This is a genomic window from Synergistaceae bacterium (assembly GCA_017450125.1).
In the GTDB taxonomy this organism is placed as follows: Bacteria; Synergistota; Synergistia; order Synergistales; family Aminobacteriaceae; genus JAFUXM01.
In genome coordinates this window covers 51,964-74,981 of the sequence record JAFSWZ010000013.1, presented here as the reverse complement: position 1 = coordinate 74,981, position 23,018 = coordinate 51,964, and the positions used below count along the sequence as shown (strand labels likewise).

21 protein-coding genes are annotated in these 23,018 nt (G+C 55.4%); 13 read left to right on the top strand and 8 right to left on the bottom strand.

Translation table 11 applies throughout. The features are described from left to right. Nucleotides 1–27: 27 nt before the first annotated feature. The gene (locus tag IJT02_02250) at nucleotides 28–5,361 is read right to left on the bottom strand and encodes a hypothetical protein (GenBank protein MBQ7543741.1); all 5,334 of its coding nucleotides are present in this window, start codon (nucleotides 5,359–5,361) and stop codon (nucleotides 28–30) included. Nucleotides 5,362–5,465: 104 nt separating this feature from the next. On the opposite strand from IJT02_02250, the gene IJT02_02245 reads away from it, so the two are divergent. After that, a complete protein-coding gene (locus tag IJT02_02245) occupies nucleotides 5,466–6,377 on the top strand; it encodes a chemotaxis protein CheV (GenBank protein MBQ7543740.1) in 912 nt (303 codons plus the stop codon). 38 nt (nucleotides 6,378–6,415) lie between these two features. On the opposite strand, the gene IJT02_02240 is transcribed toward IJT02_02245, so the two are convergent. From IJT02_02240 to rpsO, 7 genes are all read right to left on the bottom strand, one after another. Further along, nucleotides 6,416–6,694: a prepilin-type N-terminal cleavage/methylation domain-containing protein gene (locus IJT02_02240; protein ID MBQ7543739.1), complete on the bottom strand. Its 279-nt coding sequence runs from the start codon at nucleotides 6,692–6,694 to the stop codon at nucleotides 6,416–6,418. Further along, on the bottom strand, nucleotides 6,675–7,451 hold the full coding sequence (locus IJT02_02235; GenBank protein MBQ7543738.1) for a peptide chain release factor N(5)-glutamine methyltransferase: 777 nt from the start codon (nucleotides 7,449–7,451) through the stop codon (nucleotides 6,675–6,677). Before IJT02_02235 ends, IJT02_02240 begins: the two co-directional genes overlap by 20 nt. Beyond that, a complete protein-coding gene (gene prfA / locus IJT02_02230; protein ID MBQ7543737.1) occupies nucleotides 7,441–8,520 on the bottom strand; it encodes a peptide chain release factor 1 in 1,080 nt (359 codons plus the stop codon). Before prfA ends, IJT02_02235 begins: the two co-directional genes overlap by 11 nt. After that, on the bottom strand, nucleotides 8,517–9,335 hold the full coding sequence (locus IJT02_02225; GenBank protein MBQ7543736.1) for a DUF1385 domain-containing protein: 819 nt from the start codon (nucleotides 9,333–9,335) through the stop codon (nucleotides 8,517–8,519). Before IJT02_02225 ends, prfA begins: the two co-directional genes overlap by 4 nt. A gap of 85 nt (nucleotides 9,336–9,420) precedes the next feature. Next, on the bottom strand, nucleotides 9,421–10,110 hold the full coding sequence (locus IJT02_02220; GenBank protein ID MBQ7543735.1) for an FAD-dependent thymidylate synthase: 690 nt from the start codon (nucleotides 10,108–10,110) through the stop codon (nucleotides 9,421–9,423). Nucleotides 10,111–10,152: 42 nt separating this feature from the next. Next, the gene (gene rpmE / locus IJT02_02215; protein MBQ7543734.1) at nucleotides 10,153–10,383 is read right to left on the bottom strand and encodes a 50S ribosomal protein L31; all 231 of its coding nucleotides are present in this window, start codon (nucleotides 10,381–10,383) and stop codon (nucleotides 10,153–10,155) included. A 9-nt stretch (nucleotides 10,384–10,392) separates the two neighbouring features. Then, nucleotides 10,393–10,659 carry a 30S ribosomal protein S15 gene (gene rpsO / locus IJT02_02210; protein ID MBQ7543733.1) on the bottom strand — a complete coding sequence of 89 codons (267 nt, stop codon included), beginning with the start codon at nucleotides 10,657–10,659 and terminating at the stop codon, nucleotides 10,393–10,395. A 148-nt stretch (nucleotides 10,660–10,807) separates the two neighbouring features. Here rpsO and upp point away from each other — a divergent pair, with 148 nt between their 5' ends. The 12 genes from upp to IJT02_02150 all read left to right on the top strand — a co-directional run bounded on the left by upp (nucleotide 10,808) and on the right by IJT02_02150 (nucleotide 22,993). Beyond that, entirely contained in the window at nucleotides 10,808–11,902 is a 1,095-nt protein-coding gene (upp, locus tag IJT02_02205) for a uracil phosphoribosyltransferase (GenBank protein ID MBQ7543732.1), read from the top strand. A 2-nt stretch (nucleotides 11,903–11,904) separates the two neighbouring features. Continuing rightward, the gene (locus IJT02_02200; protein ID MBQ7543731.1) at nucleotides 11,905–12,789 is read left to right on the top strand and encodes an undecaprenyl/decaprenyl-phosphate alpha-N-acetylglucosaminyl 1-phosphate transferase; all 885 of its coding nucleotides are present in this window, start codon (nucleotides 11,905–11,907) and stop codon (nucleotides 12,787–12,789) included. Continuing rightward, a complete protein-coding gene (wecB, locus tag IJT02_02195) occupies nucleotides 12,786–13,895 on the top strand; it encodes a UDP-N-acetylglucosamine 2-epimerase (non-hydrolyzing) (protein MBQ7543730.1) in 1,110 nt (369 codons plus the stop codon). The genes IJT02_02200 and wecB overlap by 4 nt, the downstream gene beginning before the upstream one ends. Before the next feature lie 18 nt (nucleotides 13,896–13,913). Beyond that, on the top strand, nucleotides 13,914–15,164 hold the full coding sequence (gene murA, locus IJT02_02190) for a UDP-N-acetylglucosamine 1-carboxyvinyltransferase (protein ID MBQ7543729.1): 1,251 nt from the start codon (nucleotides 13,914–13,916) through the stop codon (nucleotides 15,162–15,164). Continuing rightward, nucleotides 15,157–15,975: a hypothetical protein gene (locus tag IJT02_02185; GenBank protein MBQ7543728.1), complete on the top strand. Its 819-nt coding sequence runs from the start codon at nucleotides 15,157–15,159 to the stop codon at nucleotides 15,973–15,975. The genes murA and IJT02_02185 overlap by 8 nt, the downstream gene beginning before the upstream one ends. After that, nucleotides 15,972–16,559, top strand: a complete 588-nt coding sequence (locus IJT02_02180; protein ID MBQ7543727.1) for a uracil-DNA glycosylase — start codon at nucleotides 15,972–15,974, stop codon at nucleotides 16,557–16,559. The genes IJT02_02185 and IJT02_02180 overlap by 4 nt, the downstream gene beginning before the upstream one ends. A 5-nt stretch (nucleotides 16,560–16,564) precedes the next feature. After that, nucleotides 16,565–17,263, top strand: a complete 699-nt coding sequence (uppS, locus tag IJT02_02175) for a di-trans,poly-cis-decaprenylcistransferase (protein MBQ7543726.1) — start codon at nucleotides 16,565–16,567, stop codon at nucleotides 17,261–17,263. After that, a complete protein-coding gene (locus tag IJT02_02170) occupies nucleotides 17,244–18,086 on the top strand; it encodes a phosphatidate cytidylyltransferase (GenBank protein ID MBQ7543725.1) in 843 nt (280 codons plus the stop codon). The genes uppS and IJT02_02170 overlap by 20 nt, the downstream gene beginning before the upstream one ends. Continuing rightward, nucleotides 18,083–19,180, top strand: a complete 1,098-nt coding sequence (locus IJT02_02165) for a 1-deoxy-D-xylulose-5-phosphate reductoisomerase (GenBank protein MBQ7543724.1) — start codon at nucleotides 18,083–18,085, stop codon at nucleotides 19,178–19,180. Before IJT02_02170 ends, IJT02_02165 begins: the two co-directional genes overlap by 4 nt. Nucleotides 19,181–19,278: 98 nt before the next feature. Continuing rightward, nucleotides 19,279–20,268: an ABC transporter ATP-binding protein gene (locus IJT02_02160; protein MBQ7543723.1), complete on the top strand. Its 990-nt coding sequence runs from the start codon at nucleotides 19,279–19,281 to the stop codon at nucleotides 20,266–20,268. Between the two features lie 5 nt (nucleotides 20,269–20,273). Next, the gene (locus tag IJT02_02155) at nucleotides 20,274–22,154 is read left to right on the top strand and encodes an iron ABC transporter permease (GenBank protein ID MBQ7543722.1); all 1,881 of its coding nucleotides are present in this window, start codon (nucleotides 20,274–20,276) and stop codon (nucleotides 22,152–22,154) included. Further along, the gene (locus IJT02_02150; protein MBQ7543721.1) at nucleotides 22,151–22,993 is read left to right on the top strand and encodes an ankyrin repeat domain-containing protein; all 843 of its coding nucleotides are present in this window, start codon (nucleotides 22,151–22,153) and stop codon (nucleotides 22,991–22,993) included. Before IJT02_02155 ends, IJT02_02150 begins: the two co-directional genes overlap by 4 nt. Nucleotides 22,994–23,018: the final 25 nt, after the last annotated feature.

Here is a 23,018-nt window from a genome sequence, read left to right as displayed (position 1 = left end):
CGTGATTGAGGGGGTTATTGTTCTCTGCTACCTTATCTCCAACACAGGCTGTGCGGGCCCTGTGAACCTCACTCCTGCGTCATACATCCCGTAGGCACTTATCTGCGGTACACGGAATTTACCCCTCGTTACCGCACGCATCTTGAAGCCGTATGACCTCTCGCCGTTCAGACGGTCGAAGAACAGCACCAGCCTGTCATCACGGACATCATTCACGATGCCGTACGTGCCGGACTGCTCGGAAGCTCCGTCCTCAAGGCGCGGGTTCTCGAGCTCAAGCCCAGCAGGAAGCAGGTAGTTCAGCGCAAGGTTGCTGACCCGCATTGAGGGCTTCACCGTCAAGACCGCCTGAATTATGCTCCCGTGAGCAAGCGGACGCGACAAGTCTACTGCATTGCCCTTCTCGTCGAAATACACGCACTCTACGTTGACGTTGCGGCGCTCGGCTTTGGGCTGGGATTTCGGGAAACCCGTAATGTTCCATGACCAGCATCCCTGTCCCGTGCCGTCTGCCTCAATGAGTATCGTGCTCCCTTTCGGCAAGTCGGAGATGTTCACGCTTGCGGTCTCGTTGTTGAAGGTCAGCAGGGCGTGGTCGCTGGTCTCGGTGGTTACCCGCGCGTGAATGTCGCTCTTTGCACCCGCCGCCTCGACGTTGTAGCGGGCAAGCGCAACTAATGCCGCCGCATTGTCCTGTGTGCTGAACCATTCCCCGCGTTCACCGAGCGTTACGAGACGCTGTGCGAGCTCCGTAACTTCGGGTGCTTGGGGTTCAACGTCAAGCCACATTCCCAGCAGAAGGGCGGTGTTGCGGGTTGTGCTCTCGAGGGTTTGTCCTGCCCAGCCCGAGCTTCTGCCGAGTTCAACGTTCCTCAATGCGTCGGGTTTGCCGTCAATGAGGGATTGAGCTCCCGCAAGGTAGATGTGGCCTGAAGGCCTGAGGGAGGAGCTGTTCTCGCGGAGGTACTCTATCCAGCCGAGAGGGCGTTCACCGTTCAATGCAAGGACGTACACAGCATAAGCCTTCGCCGTGATGTCATCTTTCTCTGCGTCGTCATAATCGTAAGTGGGCATTGAGGCAAGGAACTGACGAATCCAGTTGAGCGCGCCGGTGAGCATCTCTTCCGGGAAGGGTACTCCGGCGTTTTTGGCGGACAGGAGGAAGTGAGCCGCGTAGACGCTTCCCCAGTTGTAGGGGACAGTTGAGGAGGGCCACATTGCGAACGAGCCGTCGTAGAGCTGCATTGACTGAATGCGGTTAATTGCGCCTTCGGTGCGTTTGCGGATGTCGGGGTCATTGAGGGTTAGGGGGTCAAGTTCCGCAACGGCATCGGGGAGGATTAGGAACGGCCATGCAGTGGAGATGGTTTGTTCAAGGCACGCGTGGGGGTAATTGCGGAGGAAGTTCACGGCCTTAGTGAGATTCACTGCAGGAGTATTCGCGAGGGTAAGAGTTCCCGTAACCGGCCCGGTGAAGTCGTCGAGGGGGAGATTGAGGCGGGTTGTTCCGGGCTCGAAGACTCCAGATCCTCCGACAGTGATGCTCGGCCAAGCTGAACGGATGGGCATCTCTATCTCCTGCGTGAATGACTTGTCATCCCACGATGTAGCTACCTTCAGGCTCGCTCTGTTCGCTCCTCCGAGTGCCCGTGCCGTTACGCTGAATGCTCCCTTTGCGCCAGCATGAATCTTCAGGGTCTGGTAGGTCTCGCTGAGCATCAGGCCTTCAGGTGTTAGGTTGATGGTTATGTCCTTATCCTGTCCGCTTGTGTTGAACACCGACACAGGAATCACGAACTCATCACCGGGTGCGGCGAATCTCGGAAGCCCAGCCTCCGTAACAACATCGCGCGCTATCTCTATGGTCTGTTCCGCGCTCCCGAAATTCCGTCCCGAAGCAGCAACAACAAACAGCCTTCCTCTTCCGCTGAACTCCGGCAGGTCAAGCTCCGTCGTAAGCATTCCCTTTTCATCGGGGTAAAGCACTCCCTCGAACAGCGATAGAATCTTGAACCTCTGGATGTTGCCGTCAAGCTCGATTGCTCCTGCTCCTTCGTCGCCGCCCGGGTGAAGCTGCTCTGTGGCTCTGTCCTCGACAGGTATAAGCTGGTCGTAAATGTCGTAGCCCGCAGAGTTCAGCTTCTTCAAGCCCCAGAAGTGAGACAGGAGGTCAGGTGTCTTGTACCGAGTGAGGCCAAGTACTCCGTCGTCAACAAAGGCTATTGCAACATCAGCATTGCTCGAGATGCCGGCACTGCTTCCCTTCAGAGTAATTGTTACGGGAAGTTTCCCTGCAGGCTCGGCTTTCTTTGGAGCACTTATCCCTACATTAATTCGGTAATCGCTGAGGTCTGTCTTGATGCGCGTAAGACCTATGGCACGGTGCGAAGCCCACTGTTTCGCGTCAGAGTCTTCAACCGGCCTCACAAGCCACGCACATACCCAAGCATTAGGCCGCAAGTCCTGAGTTACCGGCACATCAACGGTGATTTCGCTGTCCTCTACAACCCTGACATTACGGGTAATCAGCTTTGAGTTCTCGACGGTAATCATCATCAAGCCCTCGAACGGAGCTTTGATTTTTACCTTCGCTGTTTCCCCGAGCCTGTAGGTATCTTTCTCCGTGCTCATCTCTATACGGTCAATGAGCTGTGAGCCTCTGCCCGCGTATCTTGGATCTGTTGCATAGAACCTGTAGACTGCGCGGGCGTTGTCATCTGCGTCGGAGATTCTCACCATGTACGAGCCCCACTCCTCAGGCCTGAATGAGACTTCACCGAGACCGTTGCGGAGCGTGAGAGACTTCTCCTCAATCTGCGTAAGTTCCTCTGTGCTCTGCCAGCGTTTGCGCCCGTCGATCTCGATCATGTTGTAGTTCCACGTTACACGGAAGAGTTCTGCCTTCAGCTCGCCGGGGTTCGCGGGCTCTTCTTCGGGCGTAATTCCTGCGACCCTGAAGCGCGCGTTGTTCCTCACTGTGAAAGTGTCATTCTCTGCGGCGATTCCCAGAAGGTACGGCACTGCGAAATATGGACGGCTTAAAGTAGAAGTTATCCATCTCCCCCCGTCCTCCATCACTTCAGCCTTCAAGGTTACCTCAATCACAGCAGGTGCCTGCCAGTCATCCACCATTCTCAAGCTGGCCTTCGCCGCCCCGAAGCTGTCCAGCTCACCTTCCCCAAGGTCGCCCTGCATCCACTCGAAATGTCTCGTCGAATCACCGAACGCGTATTCCTTCCACCTCTCCTGCGTCGGCGTGAATGTCCCTTCCCTAGCCGTCCATGAAGTCCGGTAATTCAGCCCCGCGCCGTCTACCCCGAACAGCCACCTCGCGTAAATGTCCATCGTGAACGTGTCCCCCCGCACGAGGTATTTGCGGTAACTGTTCAGCTTCACCTCGATGCGAGGAGGCGCAAAGTCCTCTACGTGGAACTTGTACGACGTTATCGGCTTCATCTCGTTGCCCGGAACTGCCAGAGACACCGTCCATAACCCCGTCAATGCGTTCGTCGGCAACGTCATCGTGAACGTCGCACTACCCCTCGCGTTCAGGGTTACCGCCTCCTGTTTGGCCGTGCGGTTCAGCGGGTCTTTCACCACAAACACCACAGGAAATGCCGCAGGTGTCGAAATGTCAGGGTTCCTCACTATCGCCTTGAACGTAACTTCCTCCCCCGTTCGGTAAATGTCGCGCGGCGAAATTATTGCCCCGTCGTAGCCGCTCCTCAGCCATTCACGCCCGGCCGTGTCGAAGATTTCACGATTAAGCAGGTTGCGCGTAAGCTGTACGTACGTCAGGTCAGCACTCTCGCCCTGCCCCTTCCGCACTACCGCCACAAACGGCTGATTGTCCGCGTCCCACTCCCGGCCGTTCTCGTAGTAGAACACTCCCGCGTTGTTCGTCCGCCCCTGCGCCACCAATTGCTTGGCCTCAGAGTATATCTTCACCTCAGCATCGTTCACGCCCCGCGACGATGTCAGGCTGTTCACCCAGAGCAATGCCGCATCATTCCACAGACGAGCCGTTACGCCCAAGTCCGACAGGCTGATTATCTGCCTCGCCTCGCTCCACCACTCGGATGACGCGTCCCGCACCGTCAGCAGAAATACTCCGTGCTGTCCCTTCGCCATCTCCGCAACAGGAATGCTACGCCTCACCCTCTCGTTGAACGGCAGGGAGAGCGGGATTTCCGCCGTGTATACACGCTTCGCAATGTCCTTGTCGAACGTCTCGTAGTCCTCGTGAAGCATGTACGGTATGTTGTTCTCGTACATCCGCCACAAGTCCACCTGCAGTTTCTTCACGTTCAGCAGTTCGACTGGAACAAGGCCGTTGTCCAGCTCCGTAAGGTACGTCCCCGCTGAAGGAAGCTCGATGTCAGGGTCAAGGTCAGGCATGATTACCGCCTGCTTGTGGTCCTCCTGAAGCACCAGACCTCCCTTAGACGGAAAACCCTTCCTGAACGTTATCACGAACCTGTCGCGCGGCTTGAACTTCTTTGAGCGCATCACGATGATTTCGTCGCTCCATCCGCTCTCGAACCTCACATCATCCACAGCCGGTTCAATGTTGATGAAGCTCCGTGCTGTCTGCGGGTCAATCCCGAAGTTGAAGTATGTCCGTATCCGCTTCTCGTCGGGGGTCATCTCCCTCACCATCAGTTCCGGGTCAAGCACGACGCGTTCCGTGTAGTCCTGCTCAATGCCCATGTCGCCCTCTCCGCTCTTCAGGCCCGCCGCAATCCTAACCGTGAAGGTCTGGCGCGAGGAGGTTTTCACCACAGGAACAGCCGCACGGATTGTGCGTGAAGGTAATGCACCGTTGATGCTGTAGGCTAGCTCCTTGCCCTGAGCGTCAACTATCCTCATGTAGCCTTTGAGGCGCGCAGGGTCTACCCTCATGTTGAAGTTCAGCGTGAAGTACGCCCGGCCGTCCCTGCCCATTGAGGCCTTGATGTCCGTCGGCGACAAACCTTCCGTCTGAAACCTGAACGTTCCGGGACCGATGCGACCTCCGCGCCTGTCCTTGAGGCTGTCGCGCAATGTCGCAGTGTAGGTTGTGGCGTTGCGGAGAGGCGAGAGCAGCTTGGCCGTGAATGTGCGCTCGTTCTGCCACCTGCCCTCAAGCTGTAGCGGCGGGTTCACCTCGAACGGAAACAGCGGGTTTTCCGGCGTAATAACCTTGCCGGTCTGCGCACGGGTTACGACGGGGTTGCGGAACACTGCCCTGAACGACACATTGTCCGGGACAGTCCCTGTCGGCACGAAGCTCTGAACACCAGCGGGCATGTTTGCCGCACCATAAGCCGCGCCCGCCAGCAGAACCAGAGCCAGCACCAGAAATCTCTGAAGACTTCTCAATCTTATGCAGTCCTTTCATAAATAAACTGTGTGCGATGAAATTATTATAAGCTATTTTGCTATAATCTAACCGTCCATTGAAGAGGGAGGAACAAATTTGCGTCATGGAAGAAAAGAAAACTGTAGCAGCTGCCAGCCGTAAATGGGAAGTCGTCGTGTTCCGGCTGGGCAAAGACTTATTCGCTATCAACGTCAACAAGACACGGGAAATCTTGCGCTGGACAGGATACCGGCCTATACCCTCAAAGATACCGGCATTCTTGGGCATCACGACGCTGAGAGGAGCAACCCTCCCGCTTATCGACCTGCGCATATTTCTGGGTATATCGTCCACCGTTCCGACGGAGCAGACAAAAGTCATGGTAGCAGAGTTCAACGACATAAAGCTGGGGTTTTTGGTCGACGGAGTGGAGCGCATCCGTCAGGTCAACGCCGAAGACCTCGACAGCTCGAAGATGCGGGGAGTGTCGCTGAAGTGGGTTCTGTACATCATCAAGCGTGATGAGCGGAACATCTTGCTTCTGGACTACGAGGCGATAATTCAGGAGACAGCCCCTGCGGTAGCTGAGCACATGTTCGACCAGGACAAGCTGGGAACGTATCACCGCCAGATTGGGCACGTTGAGGACTTCCACATACTTGTTGCGGATGACAGCCCGCTGTTGCGACAGCAGACGTGCGATGTGCTTAAGCAGTCGGGGTTCTCGAGCATTTACCCAGTGAAAGACGGCGTAGAAGCCAGAAAGTTACTGCTTGACCAAGGGGAGAACTTCGACCTGTTGGTGTCGGACATAGAGATGCCGTTGCTGGACGGGCTGAGCCTCGTTGAGACATTGAGGCAGGACCCCAAGACCGAGAACATGCCGGTGATACTTTTCTCGTCGATAATGGTGAAGGACTTGCTTGACCGTGCGGAGAGCCTGAAGATTGTGCACGTGCTGAAGCCTGATGTGTATAAGCTGGTAGAAAGTGTCGTGAAGATTTACCGGGACTGCAAGAACAACAGGAACTATTGATGAGATGTTCCCCCCTGCGTTGTGCGGGGGGGTGTTGTTTACTTCGTGCTGAAAGTCAGCGACGTTTTGCCGTTCAGCGTTACGGTCAAAGCATCATCCGCCGACGAGAACGTGATTACCCCGTCAGCCTCCGTTATGCCCACGTCATTGCTGGCCAGCCACTTCTTCGCGTAGTAGAGCATCGTCTCTCTGTCCTTGATGTAGGCGAGGTTCAGCGTCTGGTTGGCCATGAAGTCGAACAGTCCCGACATCATCACAGCAAACACCGTCATCGCCATAATCACCTCAACCAACGTTTCAGCCGTCCTCTTCTTCATGCTTATTCCTCCTCCTGAACGCTAGGCTTCTCGGAAAACCTCCGCCGTCGTAGACCTTATCGCACAGCACAAACTTTCTGCTGAATGATTTTACCTGAGAGAGGCTACCTATTTCAAGCACAACAAGTTCACACGACAATTTTTCCGCGAGCGTGAAAATCTCCCCGTAAAACTTCATGCCGTCCGTTCCGCCGTCGAGGGCACTGCGGGGCTCGTAATCTTTCACGTCTCTCATCAGGCCGTCAATCTCCGCTGAAGGGATGTAGGGCGGGTTGCTGACGAGGAGCTTGCAGGGCGGGATGTCCTCTGCGGAAGAGAGCAGTTCTGCCCTGTGGGTAAGATTGTAGCGTTCGAGGTTGAGGCGGGCGTAACATGAAGCCTCTCTGCTGTTCTCGAGCATGAAGGCGCGGGCATTCGGGTACTCCAGCAACAACGTTACGGCAATGCACCCCGAGCCCGTCCCCCAGTCAACGAACGTGAACTCTTCCGAGCGAGCTATCTGCCGCTTTACCGCCTCAATGAGCGTCTCCGTGTCATGTCTGGGAATCAGCACGCCTTTCCCCACACAAAAATCTCTTCCCCAGAAGTCAGCCTCACCCATGATGTACTGGAGGGGCTCTCCACTCTCACGCCGCCTCATGACCTCCGCAACCCTCGCTTCTTCTTCCGGCGAAAAGCTCTCCCGCGCCATAACCTGTGAGTTCGTCAGGCCAAGCGCAAAAGCCTTCAGCCACAAGGCTTCCTGCCTAGCCGTCAAGGTCCTGAAGTTTCTGTGTCTGTTCGGCGAGAAGCATTGCGTCCATCATCTCATACAAATCACCGTCAAGGTAGCTCTCCAGCTTGTACAGCGTGAGGTTAATGCGGTGGTCGGTTATCCTGTTCTGCGGGAAGTTGTAGGTTCTGATGCGCTCGCTCCTGTCGCCCGTGCCAATCATGCCCTTGCGCTCAGAGCCTCTCTCGCTGTCCTGCTTCTGCTGTTCGAGGTCGTAGAGCTTCGTCTTGAGGTAGCTCATTGCACGTGCGCGGTTCTTAATCTGCGAGCGTTCGTCCTGGCACGTAACAACAATCCCCGTCGGAAGGTGCGTGATGCGTACTGCGCTGTCCGTCATGTTGACGTGCTGTCCTCCTGCGCCGCTTGAACGGTACGTGTCTATCTTTAGGTCTTCGGGGCGAATCTCGACCTCCACGTCGTCAGCCTCAGGCAGTACCGCAACAGTTGCCGCGCTCGTGTGAATGCGTCCTGCCGCCTCAGTAACAGGCACTCTCTGCACTCGGTGAACCCCGCTCTCGTACTTCATTTTGCTGTACGCTCCCTGCGAATCTATCCTGAACACTATCTCCTTGTACCCCCCGATTCCCGCAGTGTTGGTTGAGCTGTCGATGACCTCAATCTTCCACCGCTGGCGTTCGCAGAACCGCACGTACATTCTGAAGAGGTCAGCCGCAAACAACGTAGCCTCGTCTCCGCCTGTTCCTGCCCTAATCTCCACGATTACGCTCTTGTCGTCGTTGGGGTCTTGAGGGAGCAGGAGCAGTGTAAGTTCATGCGTGAAGCCCTCAATCTTCGGCTCAAGCTCGGCGATTTCTTCACGCGCCAATGCCTCAAGCTCAGCGTCGCCGGACTTTATGAGCTCCCGTGCTTCGGCTATCGAGGCTTGGGCGGCCTTGTACTCCTGATACATCGTTACGACGGGTTCAAGCTGTGCGCGCTTCTTCCCGAGTGCCTGAAGCTCCTTCAAGTCAGAAACTATCTTCGGGTCTGCTAACTTCCTCTCCGTCTCCGCGAACTCCTGCTCTAATGCCTGCAGTTTCGGTTCTATGTTCATGCGTTTGCGCCTCCGTTCAGTGCGGTATTTAGTGATGCTAATGCTACTTCTGCCTGATGAATGTCGGGCTCTCTGGTTGTCAGGTACTGAAGGCTGAGGAAGGGAGCTATCACGCACAGGCCGACCTTTCCGCTGTTCGACGCGAGCCTGATGAGCTCGTAGGATATGCCAATCACTAGGGGAATAAGCACAATCCTTGCGAGCACCTGCAGGGCGAAGTTTTCTCCGGCAATGAGCGTCTTGACCGGCGAGAAAACTATAATGCTCACAATCACGGCGATAAGCAGAAAACTTGTCCCGCATCTGGGATGAATCCTTGAACACGTCATGATGTTTTCTGGTGTCATCTCCAGACCGTGCTCCCATGCGTTGATTGTCTTGTGCTCCGCTCCGTGATACCTGAACACCTGCCTTATGTCCGCCCACATCCCTATGACCGCGACGTAACCGATGAAGATTACCGCCCTCAACACTCCTTCTGTGATGTTGACGTAGAGCGGCTGAGTAGCAATCTTCCCTGCGAGCCACAGAGGAAGTGCGATGAACAGCCCCCCTACAGCCGCCACAGCGACCAGCACGGACAACAGCATATCCTTGAAGGTGAGCTGTTCTTGTTCCTCCTCGAGTGCGACTTCAGCGGAGCGTGATAACGCCTTGAAGCCCGTAGCCATCATCTCGCACATCACGACTACTCCGCGAATGAACGGGAGCTTGTAGGGCATTCTCTGCGTGCGTGAAGAGTGAGGCCAGTTTTCGGTGAAGATGTCTCCGTTGGGACGGCGTACGGCCAAGCCCCACAACTCTTTACCCTTCATCAACACTCCTTCAATGACGGCCTGACCCCCGACAGGAATTTTCTTTGCCTCCTCAGCGAAAAGTGCCAGCGTCAGCAACAACAATCTATTCACGTAACAACTCCTCCATGTCTCTATACGGTTTCCCGCAAGTTCTAGCTTCTTCGCACCGTCCGAAAATGCATCTTGGCCCGGCCTTCTCGAACAGTACGGGGGCTTTCTCCCTGCACAGTGCAAGCATCTGCCGAGCGAGCTCGTGAATCTCCCACTGAGCCCTTCTGCACAGCCTCAAGCTGAAGAAGTGATGAAGCTCCCGTGCATTCATGGTGAGCACGAGGCGTGTTGTGTGGCCGTGAGGAAGGATGAAGCGCGCGTCCTCTTTCGGCACTCCCAGCGCAATCAGCTCTGCGTAGGCTTCCTGCGATGCCCTGACCGCCTCCTGAAACACCCTCAACGCTTCGGGGTTCTCCTTTACGCTCGGCGGAACAACTACCGCTTCAGGGTCAGCTGTCATCTTGACGTAACGCTGGCTCTGCTGGCTGAAGCTCGCTAGCCTGTGCCTCACGAGCTGGTGTGATGCTGTTCTGCTGAGCCCGTCAACCCCGAACGTGAAGCTGACATGCTCGAACGTCGAGGTGTGCCCGCTCCTGAACAGGTCGGCGATGAGACTGCGGGATAATTTTTCCCCTTCACCCTTAAGGAGCTCAGCGGCTGTTGTGTCGCGGTAACATATTCTCGCGGCGGCAGCTACCAGCTCATCAGGGTTCGGTGTGTAAGCTAATAATGTTGTCTGCATAACAAAAAAGGGGCATCTTTCAGCCCCCCGTGATAAGCTGCGTTAAACGTTGGTCGTCTGGCCGTAATTGATGCCCTGATATTTCTTCTGGAACTTCTCAAGGCGGCCGGCCTCAGTCAGTACGCGTCCTCTCTTGCCCGTGTAGAACGGGTGGCAGGCTGAGCAAACTCCTACGCGGATTTCCTTCATCGTTGAACGTGTCATGAAGGTGTTTCCGCAAGCGCATGTAACCTTGCATTCCTGATACTCAGGATGAATACCTTTCTTCGCCATTTTGTCCTCCTAGTGCCTTAAGCCGAGACGCTCGATAAGCGACCTGTAGCGGTTGAAGTCCTTGTTCATGAGGTAGCGGAGAAGCCTGCGCCTCGAACCTACCATCTTGAGCAGTCCCCTGCGTGAGTGAAAGTCCTTCTTGTGGACTTTGAGGTGCTCGGTGAGTTCCCTGATGCGTTCCGTGAGCACTGCTATCTGAACTTCCGGCGAACCTGTGTCCGTCTCGTGCGTCCTGAACTCGGCAATAACTGCCTGTTTCTTGTCCTTCTGGATCATTTAGATGAATGTACCTCCTGATGAAATTCACTGACCGGCAAAGCACAAAGCCTGTTCCAGAGTAAGCAATGTCCTTAGCGCGGGAGTGTAAGCATGAGATATATTATAATATACGAAATTTCCCACGCAAAGGAGTTTTCTTGACAGCATGAAAATTGCAATAGGATGCGACCATGCCGGTTATGTCCTCAAAGAGCCGGTAATAAGTTTTCTGCGCACACGTAATATAGACATCATCGACTGTGGAGCTCTCGAGTACGACAAGGACGACGGCTACCCCGAGCCCGCCTTCAAGGTAGGAGCCGCAATCGCTGACGAGACGGCCGACGCAGGGGTTCTTATGTGCGGGACGGGTTACGGCATCTCAATCGCCGCCAACAAAGTGCCCGGTATCCGTGCGGTAGCGTGTTTCTCACCCGAGAGCGCACGCATCGCCAAAGCCCACAACGGCATCAACGTCCTTGCGCTCGGAGGACGCGAGACGAAGCCCGAAGACGTGCCCGCGATACTTTCTGCGTGGCTTGATACGCCGTTCGAGGGAGGAAGACACCTCCTGCGGCTCGAGAACATCGCCAAGACCGAGAAGGCTACCCTGAACATTCACGGCCAAGAAGGCGGACGGGTAACAATCTTCAACCACCCGCTTATTCAGCACAAGGTCGGAATAATCAGGAGCGTAGATACGAGCGTAAAGCAGTTCCGCGAGCTCCTCAACGAGATTACGGGTCTGATGGTGTACGAGATTACGCGCACGCTGCCTCTGACTGCGAAGGAGATAACTACCCCCATCCAGAAGACGACCGTTCACACGATAGAGGGCCGCAAGATGGCGATAATCCCTGTTCTCCGCGCTGGTCTGGGAATGGTTGACGGCATCCTTCAGATTGTGCCTAACTGCAAGGTCGGACACATAGGGCTTTACCGCGACGAGAAGACCTTGAAGCCGGTAGAGTATTACTGCAAGCTGCCTTTCGACATCGAGGAGAGAGATATATTCGTGCTTGACCCGATGCTTGCGACGGGCGGGAGTTCCTCTGCGGCCATCGAGCTCGTCAAGAAGCGCGGCGGAAAGAGGATTTCGCTTGTGTGCCTGATAGCCGCACCCGAAGGCATCGAGCGCGTCCGCAAGGATCATCCCGACGTAAACATCTTCAGCGCGGCACTGGACAGCCACCTGAACGAACACGGCTACATCGTGCCCGGCTTGGGTGATGCCGGAGACCGGCTTTTCGGGACAAAGTAGCTGTGCTTGACGTTAAGCTGTTTCTGTTCGTAATCGCGGGCTTCTTCTGGGGTGGGCTTACCGCTCCTGTCTCGATTAAGCTCGCGGGACTTTACGGGATACTAGACATTCCAGACGCGCGGAAAATCCACAAGGTCAACACTCCCAGAGGCGCGGGGCTGGGCATCTGGCTGGGGTACATGCTGATGTCTGTGCTCATGGCCGACACAATGCCTGCCCTGAAGTTCACGGCTACGGGCGCAACGTTAATCTTCCTGTGCGGCTACCTTGATGACATGTGCTCGCTGTCGCCGTTCCTGCGGCTGGGGCTTCACCTGATTGCTTCATCCCTCGTAATCCTTCCCCTGAACCTCAACATCCTCGTGAGTGCTCTGGCGATAGTGTGGATTGCGGGCGTAACGAGCGCGTACAACCTCATTGACGGAATGAACGGCCTGTGTATCTCGCTGTTCATGGCCTCGTCGGTTGCGCTGTTCTTTCTGGGGCGGTCATACGCCGGAGTGTACACGGGGGCAATGGCGTTGGGCGTGCTGTGCTGGAACTTTCCGAGTGCACAGACATTTCTTGGGGACGGAGGAAGCACGTTGCTGGGGTATCTTTTCGCCTCGCACCTGCTCACGATAATTCTCCCTGTCCTGAACACTCAGGGCATCGGGAAACTGTTTGCGTTGTTCGTGCTGTTCGGAGGAGTGCCGCTGATAGACACTGCGGTAGCGTTCACGCGTAGGATGCTGACGGGGCACTCGCCGTTCTACCCTGACAAGAAGCACCTTCACCACCTCCTGATTTCGTTCACGGGCTCGAACGTCGTAACCGTAACAATAATGCTGAGCCTTCACCTGTTCTCGTTAGCGGCGGGATTGAGGGTATATTTTGGGATGCCATGAAGAAGATAGTATGTATTGTAGGGACAAGGCCAGAGGCGATAAAGATGGCACCGTTAATCCGTGAGCTGAGGAACGACGCAGAATTTCTCGTAACCGTTCTAGCGACGGGACAGCACACGGACATGCTGACGCAGGCACTCTCTGACTTCGGCTTGTCTCCTGACGAGAACCTGAACATAATGCGCGACCGCCAGACCCTTGACCACATAACAGCGAGCGTCTTGCAGGGAGTGGGGAGCTTCCTTGACGCAGAGCCGCAGGACATGATGCTTGTTCACGGGGACACTTCGACGACGTTTGCGGCGGCACTAGCGGGGTTCTACAGACATGTTCCGGTCGGGCACGTGGAGGCCGGGCTTCGGAGCAACAACCTCGCGCTTCCGTTCCCTGAGGAGGCTAACAGGGTACTGACGGACAGGATAGCGTCTCTGTTCTTTGCTCCGACAGAGGGTGATGCAGAGAACCTCCGCCGTGAAGGGATTGCTGATGAGAAGATACACGTTACGGGGAACACGGTAATAGATGCTCTGTACTGGATACTTGGCCGGAACGTTCCGACATCGTTTGCGTTGCCGGAAGGCCGCCCGGTTATCCTGATGACTGCACACCGCCGCGAGTCGTGGGGACAGCCTCTCGTGGAGATTTGCGCCGCCGTAACGGACATAATACGTGCACGGCCTGATGTTGTGTTCGTCATTCCCCTTCACAAGAACCCGACAGTACGCAACGTTATCCGCGAGTGCCTGAAGGATTGTTCGGAGAACGTGATATTCACCGAGCCTCTGGGCTACTCAGAGTTTGTGCGTGTGATGAACAAGAGCGCGTTCATTCTGTCGGACAGCGGAGGAGTTCAGGAGGAGGCCAGCGGGATAAACAAGCCTGTACTGATTATGCGGACAGTCTCGGAGAGGCCGGAGGCGATAACTCACGGGACGTGCATTCTTGTCGGGACGGACAGGGAGACGATAAGGCGTGAGGCACTTGCGCTCCTGAACGCCCCGGAACGCATGAGTGAGCTTCTGGCCAAGAACACGAGGCCTTTCGGGAACGGGGACGCGAGCGTGAAGATACACGATGCAATCACAAACTTCTTCAAGGGGGAATGACCTATAGACTACAAGAACATGATGAAGATTTCCGGCGGCAAGCCCCTTCAGGGCACGGTAAAGACGCAGGGAGCAAAGAACGCCGCACTTCCCGTAATGGCGGCCGCACTCCTCCTGAAAGGCCAGACCCTCACGCTCGACAACGTCCCTGACCTCTACGACATCAACACGATGATTGAGCTCATCCGCACGCTTGGTGTTGACGTGGCCTTCAAGGACGCTAAGGCAGTTTTCACCGTTCCCGAAGACCTGAAGTGGGAGGTCTCCGAGACGTTAGCGCGGAAGATGCGTGCCTCCTCAATCGTTCTCGGCCCTCTCCTCGCCAATTGCGGACGTGTCTCTTTGCCTTTGCCGGGCGGGTGCTCAATCGGAAGCAGACCCATTGACCTGCACCTAAAGGGCTTGAAGCAGATGGGAGCGGACATCGAAATTCAGAACGGTGTAGTTCATGCCAGCGTGAAGGGCAAGCTCAGGGGCAGACGCATTTACTTGGACTTTCCGAGCGTCGGAGCGACAGAGAATCTTATGATGGCGGCATCTCTAGCGCAGGGCGAAACAATCATCGAGAACATTGCGCGTGAACCCGAAATCGACAACTTGGCCGCAACCCTGCGGTGTATCGGCGTACCCGTAGAGCTCGAGGGCACGGGCGGCGTGAGGATACAGGGCATCGACCGGGCACACTCCGGCCGTGAACGCGTAATCCCCGACAGGATAGAGGCGTGCACGTACATTTTGGCGGGAGTGATGACGAACGGACACATACGCGTTGAGGACGTAGTACCGTCGCACATTGACGCAATCCTCGCGAAGCTCGAGGAGGCAGGCGCGAAGTTCTCCGTCAAGAGAAACACAGTAGAGATTTTCCCTTCCAAGCGCAAACTTCACCCCGTATCGATAAAGACAATGCCGTACCCCGGTTTCCCGACAGACAGTCAGCCCCAGATGGCCGCCGCACTCTCAATCTCGCGCGGAGTGAGCACGATTGAAGAGAGCGTGTTTCAGGCACGGTTTCTCTATGCTCAAGAGCTCAACCGAATGGGGGCAGACATCCAGATTTCGCGCGATGTAGCGATAATCAGGGGCGTTAATCATCTTCAGGGAGCGGGCGTTAAGGCTACGGATTTGCGTGCAGGAGCTGCGTTAATCATCGCCGGTCTTGCCGCTGAGGGAGAAACCACCGTTGACGACATGGTTCACGTGTGGCGCGGCTATGAAGCTATCGACGAGAAATTACGGGCATTAGGCGCGGAGGTTGAGCTTGTCTGACGCGTTGGAGAGCATTGAGGTTTATGCGTTCGTCGGGCCTGCGGGGACGGGCAAGAGCCACCGAGCAACCCACGTAGCCAGGCAGAACGGGATAGACTTCATCATAGACGATGGGCTGGTGATTTCACGCGGACGAATAATGGCCGGCCGGAGCGCGAAGTCCGAGATTAACCGTCTGCGTGCGATAAAGCGTGCAATCTTCGAGTACCCCGACCACCGCGACGAAGTAGTCCGTTACCTCACGAAGCATCCGCCCGAAAAGATAATGATTCTAGCCACGTCCGAAGGCATGATAGACAAGATAATCACCCGTCTAGGCCTGAACCATCCCGTGAAGATAATCGAGATTACGGACATTGCGACGGGCGAGGAGATAGAGGCCGCCCTCCGTGAACGCCGCGAGAAGAAGCAGCACGTAGTCCCTGTGGCGAAGGCGCAGATACAGCAGAACTTTGCGGGCAAGCTGGTGAGCCAGATAAAGGGACTGTTCAAGCGCGACGGCTCTAAGAACACGATAGTTCGCCCGCTGTTCAGCTTCAACGGCAAGGTAACGATAGAGGCAGAAGCAATCCTCGAGATGTGCCGGATGTTGCTTGAGCAGGGCGGGCACGTCAGAAAGATACGCGAGATAGACCTAGACACCGACGACGACAAGATAGAGCTCAACATAGAGATAGACCTCAACTTGGGGACGATGAGCGCGCTGTCAATCGCCAAGACGTTACAGAGAAGGCTGCGTTCGAGCCTGAGCTACTTCACCGGCATGGAAGTCCGCAAGGTCAACATCCGCGTCAACGAGATATTCTTATGATTACGGACATAACATCAGCGTGGGAGGAACTGCGCGAAAAAGTCGAAGTTTGCACGAAATGCCCTCTCTGTGCGGAGCGGCATCGCGCCGTCTTCGGGGAAGGCCCGGTGAACGCGAAGTGCGTAATCGTCGGCGAAGCTCCCGGCGAAAAAGAGGACGAGCAGGGCAGGCCGTTTGTTGGTCCTGCAGGCCAGCTGTTGACGAACATTCTGGAGAAGGGCGCGGGCATCCCAAGAAGTTCTGTGTACGTCATGAACGTCGTGAAGTGCCGTCCGCCGGACAACCGAAACCCTGAACTCATAGAGATAATTTCGTGCAGTGATTACCTCGAGGCACAGCTTGCGTTGCTTCATCCCTATGTAGTGGTAACGATGGGCAACATTTCGACGAAGACGCTCCTGAAGACTTCAGCGGGCATCACGAAACTTCGCGGAAAGTGGACAACGTGGCGTGGGATAGACCTTCTGCCGATGTATCACCCGAGCTACCTTCTGCACAGGCCGGGAGAAATGCAGCCCCGAAAAGAGACGTGGGAGGATGTCAAGGCACTCAGAGCAAAACTAGATTTACTTCAAGGAGGATAAGCATTTTGTCAGACACAAAGATACCGAAGCACTTAGCGATAATTCTCGACGGAAACGGACGCTGGGCGAAGCGCAGAAACCTTCCCCGCCTTATGGGGCACAGAGCCGGTCTCCGCAAACTCGAGGACATGGTGAGGCTGGTGAAGCGCGAGGGGATACGTTACTTCTCCGTGTACGCATTCTCAACCGAGAACTGGAACAGGCCTGTGATGGAAGTTACGGGGCTGATGAGGCTGTTCGACTACTACCTTAGGAGGAAGGTTGATGAGGTCAAGGCGGAAGGTGCGCGCATACGTTTCTGCGGGCGCAAGGACAGAATCCCCGACGTGCTCCGCGAGCGTATGGCTTGGGCGGAGGACTACACGAAGGACGAGAAGATACTGGACTTCATACTGTGCATAAACTACGGCGGAAGAGCAGAGATTCTCGACGCAGTGAACGACTTGATGGCTTCGGGGCACTCCGGCCAAGTAACAGAGCCTGACCTCAGGGCACACTTCTACCTTCCCGACGTGCCCGACCCAGACCTGATAATCAGGACGAGCGGAGAACTGAGACTAAGCAACTTCTGGCTGTGGGAGAGCGCGTACAGTGAATATTATTTCACGGACATACACTGGCCTGACTTCGGGGAAGCTGAGCTGAAGAAGGCACTTGCAGATTACGCAGGAAGGGAGCGTCGTTATGGCGGGCTCAAGAGCTGAGAAGCAGGAGCTTCGTCTTCGTGCCCTGAGCAGTGTAGGCGTAGTTGTGGTGATTATCGGGTCGATATATCTCGGGCATTACGCGTGGACGCTCGTTGCGGGACTAATTGCCCTGTCCTCTCTTGGCGAGTACTACAGGATTCTCAACCGCAAGGCCGCGACTAGAGCCGCCCGTGTCTCTCCAGGAGTGGGCTATGTCTTCTCGGTGGTGTTTCTGGTTGCCGCGTCGCTGGACAAACCTCAGCCGGTAGTTCTGGCTATGATTCTGTCGCTGTGCGTGTGCGCGGTGTTTGTGGTTGAGATTGTGAGGAGGCAGCTCACTAAGGGGGAGAGCTACGCGATAACCAGCGCGGGAGCAATAATCTCGGGTGTGCTGTACATCACCGTCCCTTGGGTGTGCATGATAATGCTTCATGATTACTACGTCGGACGGCAGATTCTGTGCACGCTGTTCTTCTGCACGTGGGCGTGTGATGTCGGGGCGTACGTCGGCGGAAAGCTCTTCGGCACGGTAAAGCTCTGTCCGTACGTGAGTCCGGGAAAGACGGTACAGGGCTTCATCGCGGGAGTAATCGCGAGCCTCTTGGTGAATGCGCTGTGCCTGTACATCTTCAGCCTCCCGGAAAACCCCATGATTTGCATCGGCTTTATCTGCGGCATCTTCGGGCAGGTGGGCGACCTTGCAGAATCACTCCTGAAGCGCGAGGCAGAAATCAAGGATTCAGGGAGCGTAATTCCCGGGCACGGGGGAATGCTTGACCGTTTCGACAGCATCTTGTTCAACGGTCTGCTGACGTACTTAATGCTGAGGGTGCTGCTATGAACGTAGGAGTTATCGGAGCAACCGGCAGTGTCGGAAGTTCGGTGATGGCTGTGTGCGAGGCTTGGCCGGAGAAGCTGAAGGTTGCTGCTGTTGCTGCTAATCACCATTCACCAAAACTTGCTGAGCTTGCGGAGAAGTTCCGTGTCCCGCACGTTTACGCTTTCGAGGAGACCGGCGAGGCTGGGCTTGAAGAGCTCGTGAACCTCCCTGAGGTCGAACACGTTGTGTTTGCGTCGTCTGGGACTGGTGCGATAAAGGCTCTGTGCTCCGCGCTTTCTGCGGGGAAGACCGTATCGCTCGCCAACAAAGAAAGCATAGTTGTCGGCGGTTCGTGGGTTATGCCTCTAGTGAAGCACCCTGAACAGCTCCGGCCATTGGACAGCGAACATAACGCAATCTGGCAGTGCCTTCACGGGGAGGATAAAGCGTTCGTGCGTAAAATCTACCTTACAGCATCGGGCGGGCCGTTCAGGAATTTCACTGTTGAGGAACTGCAGAACGTAACTCCTGAAATGGCGTTGAAGCATCCTGTGTGGGACATGGGGGCAAAAATCACAATCGACAGCGCAACTCTCATGAACAAGGGCATAGAGCTTATCGAGGCAATGTACCTTTTCGGGCTTGCGGCGGAACAGGTTGACGCGCTGGTGTCGCCGGGCTCGTTTGTTCACGGGCTGGTAGAGTTCGAGGACGGGAGCGTGAAGATGCTTGCGGCTGAACCAGACATGAAGCTTCCTGCCGCTTCGTGCTTGTTCTGGCCTGAGAGACACTTTCCGGCGGAGAGTTTCCACAGGCCTGACTTCCTGAAGCACGAGGTGAGGTTCTACGAGCCTGATGCAGAGAGGTTTCCGGCGATACGGATTGCGCGCGAGGTCATGAGGAAAAGGGGCGCGTATCCTGCTCTGCTGGTCGGTGCGGATGAAGCGGCGGTGGATTTGTTCCTGAAGGGCAGGATAGGCTTCACGGAGATTGCGGGGCTGGTTGAGGAAGTGCTGAGTAAGTGCACGGTGAGTGAACCGCACAGCCTTGACGATGCGATAGGGTACATAAAGACGGCGAGGGTAAAAGCAGTGGAGCTTGGGGGAGGAATCTAGCCCTCCCTTACAGCTTCAGTCTGGATTTCTCCTGTGGTAATGGATTTATGCTATACTCACACAATCCATTCACTCATTTTCTCAGGAGGTAATCTACCTTGATAAGGCTTCATAGTATCTTCGTCAAGTTCGGAGACTTCGAGGCTCTCCGTGATATTAACGTTCACGTCAAAGAAGGACAGTTCTACACATTTCTCGGGCCCTCCGGCTGCGGCAAAACTACCACCCTTCGCACCATCACCGGCTTCATCGAGCCGTCATCAGGCAGCGTCTTTATGGCCGGGCAGGACATCACTCACGTACCAATCGAGAAGCGCAACATCGGAATCGTGTTCCAGAGTTACGCTCTCTTCCCGACAATGACGGTCTACGACAATATAGCTTTCGGCCTCAAGATAAAGAAGCTCAGCAAGTCAGAGATTGACCGCAAAGTCAGGGACATAGCCGCGAAGGTTGACCTCTCCGACGAACAGCTCGCAAAAGCAGTCAGCCAGCTTTCCGGCGGACAGCAGCAGAGAGTTGCCATTGCACGAGCACTAGTTACCGGCCCGGCAATAATCTGCATGGACGAGCCGCTCAGCAACCTCGACGCGAAACTGCGCGTACAGCTCCGCAACGAGCTTAAGAGTATGCAGAAGGAGTTTGGCATAACGACAATCTACGTTACCCACGACCAAGAAGAAGCGTTGACGCTGTCGGACTGCATCTCCGTCTTCAACAAGGGAGTTATCGAGCAGACCGGCACGCCGAACGAAATCTACAACCATTCCGCAACTGAGTTTGTCGCGAACTTCATCGGGGACATCAACAAGCTGGAGGGAGCAATAACCTCAACACTTGGCCTGAACGAGGACAGCAATCACTTCATCCGTCTCGAGAGGATTCACGTTGAGCGCGGAGGCACTGAGGGCTTCGACGGAGTGATAGAGAGCCAAGAATATTACGGCCTCTACATCAAATACTACATCAAGGTGTTGGGGCAGACCCTCAAGGTCATAGAGAAGAACGACGGCGTGAACATCTACTCTCCCGGCGAAAGCGTGAAGGTCATTATCCGTCCTCAGGACATCATGAGCTACGGCAGGTGATAGTCATGCAGAAAACTAACTCTTTCGACGCTGGATTCGTCGCTAAGCTCTTCGGGCTGGTGCTGTTCCTGTATCTGTTTCTCGGCTTCATGGTGCTTCCTTGCCTCAACACATTAACATCAATCTTCACCACCAAGAACGCGCAGGGCAACATTGACCCTCTCGCCGTGATTAAGTTCTTCATGGCAGGGACTATGCCCCTCTTCGTCTGGAACTCCCTCAAGCTCGCCGTGTGCCTCGTCTTCACGGTTAATGTCGTCGGGATAAGCATTGTGCTCCTCACCGAGTACTTCGACATCAAGGGAGCAAGTATTCTGCGGATGGGCTACATGACCACATTAATCTACTCTGGCGTGGCTCTGGTTACGGGGTATCAGTTCCTCTACGACAGCAACGGAATGATGACCACATGGCTCGCGCAGATGTTCCCGATGATGAACCGTCAGTGGTTCTCGGGGTTCAACGCCGTGCTGTTCACGATGACTTTTGCCTGCACGTCGAATCATGCGCTGTTCCTCCGCAATGCCATTCGCGGGATAGACTACAACACTGTCGAGGCAGCCCGCAATCTCGGAGCAAGCCCCTTCCGCGTACTCTTCAGCGTCGTGATGCCCACGCTCCTGCCGACTCTGTTCTCGCTTACCGTTATGACGTTCATCACCGGCTTGTGCGCAATGTCCGCACCTACGCTCTTAGGCTACAACTCAATCAACCCTGAAATTGTCAGGCTCGCAGGTTCAAGCTCGGCTGATGAGGCATTCCCTCAGGCGAGGGCGGCACTCCTCAGCGTGATTCTGGCGATGTTCACGGTCATTCTTCTCAGCGTCCTTAACCATTACGAGCGCAAAGGTCATTACCTCTCTGTGTCGAAGACGAAGGCAAAGCTCGTCAAGCAGAAGATAGCTTCTCCCTTGTGGAACGCAATCGCACACATCTACGCTTACGTCCTGTTCATCATCTACATGACCCCTGTTGTGATGATTGTGCTGTTCTCCTTCCAGAATTACCCCGCAATACGGAGCAAGATGCTCAACTTCACGGACTGGACGCTGGTCAACTACTTCGGCACTCAGAACTACGAGTACATGACCTCGCGCGGAAGGCTCCGCACACGAATCGGCTCAATCTCCGGCGTGTTCTCGAACGCAGACGCTGTAGGGGGTATCCGGCTGTCGTTCGTGATGTCGGCGGTCGCGGCGGCGTTGGCGTGCGTAATCGTGGTCTTGGCCGTGTCGTACATTTTCCGTCATCGCAACAAGATGCGCGCTCTCGTTACTGAAAGCTGTCTGCTGTTCCCTTGGCTTCTGCCCACAATCCTAATCTGCTACTCCTTCAGGATATTCTTCAACCGTGAAGTGTGGTACGTGTTCGGGCAGAATCTCTACTGGCGCGAGAATGTACGCTTCCTTATCGTCATGGCGTACACGGTTACGAAGCTGCCGTTTGCTCTGAGGATGATTAAGGCGGCGTTCTACGCTATCGACGACGAGCTCGAGGATGCGGCCAAGAATCTCGGAGCTTCGCCGGTGTATACTTTCCTGAAGGTCAAGCTCCCCATAATCCTCCCGAGTGTTCTTGCTGTCTTCGCGCTGAACTTCAACGCACTGTTCACTGAGTACGACATGGGGGCGACGTTCCAGTCGTCTTACGGCAAGACCTACGCGATGATAATCCAGAACATGACGATGGAGGAAGGCAGAGAGGGCTACAACATCAACGCTTCGGGCAGACGGTGTGCGTCTACTGTGTTCATTATGGTTGTGTCGGGAATTATCCTGTACTTGGTGTACGGAGTAGGAGCGCGGGACTTGGGCGAGAGGCTGGAGGCTCGGAAGAAGTGGCGGAAGCGTTGGGCACGGCTGACCGGCAAAGGAGGCGGACAATGAATTACGACAGGGACGACCTCGAGAGCGTGTTGAGGTATCTTGCCGGAGAGTACGGCGCGGAAATTTTCTCCGGCAATGGGAGAATCGGGGGCAAGGAAAACATAATGAACCTTCTCCCTGATTTCTACAGCACCGCATCGCACAAGCAGGAGTATCACGTCATCAAGATTATGGCCAATGAGGGCGTAATGAAGGCTCTAGTTGCACTGAAGCAGTCTGGAGCAGATAAGTCTGAATGTCAGAGGAAGGTACGCTTGGAGGTTACGAAGCTGACGGAGCTGTTCATTCCTGAGGACGTAGCGATGAAGTATGTGCACATGGTGGCGGGGGTGATTGGGCTTCGTCTTCCCGCGCCTGTGAAGAGCACCCCTACACCACCTGTTGTTCAGCAGGTGAGACAGCCCGTGCAGAGGTTCAAGTCGACACGTCCGGCGATGGATGACGAGGAGTTCATAGCCCTTTGCGGAAGGGGCGATGCTGGAGCGGTTGAAGAGGCTCTGAGGAATGGTGCTAACGTCAACGCTAAGTATCGAGGCGACTGGACGGCTTTAATGCATACGGTAGCTCTCGGCCGCTTGGACGCAGCAGAAGTGCTCTTACAGTATGGTGCTGACATAAATGCTAAGAACGAGTACGGCCGGACGGCTTTACATGAAGCCGCACAATACGGGCGCGAAGACGCAGCAGAATTTCTCCTGAGGCACGGCGCAGATGTCAACGCTGTGGATTGGACCGGCCGGACAGCTTTATATGATGCGGAACGCAAAGGATATTCCGCTATAGCAAGACTCCTCCGTGCTTACGGCGCAAGATACACTCACGCAAAACAGAGATGTTAATCACACACAAAGGAAGGTGCATCAG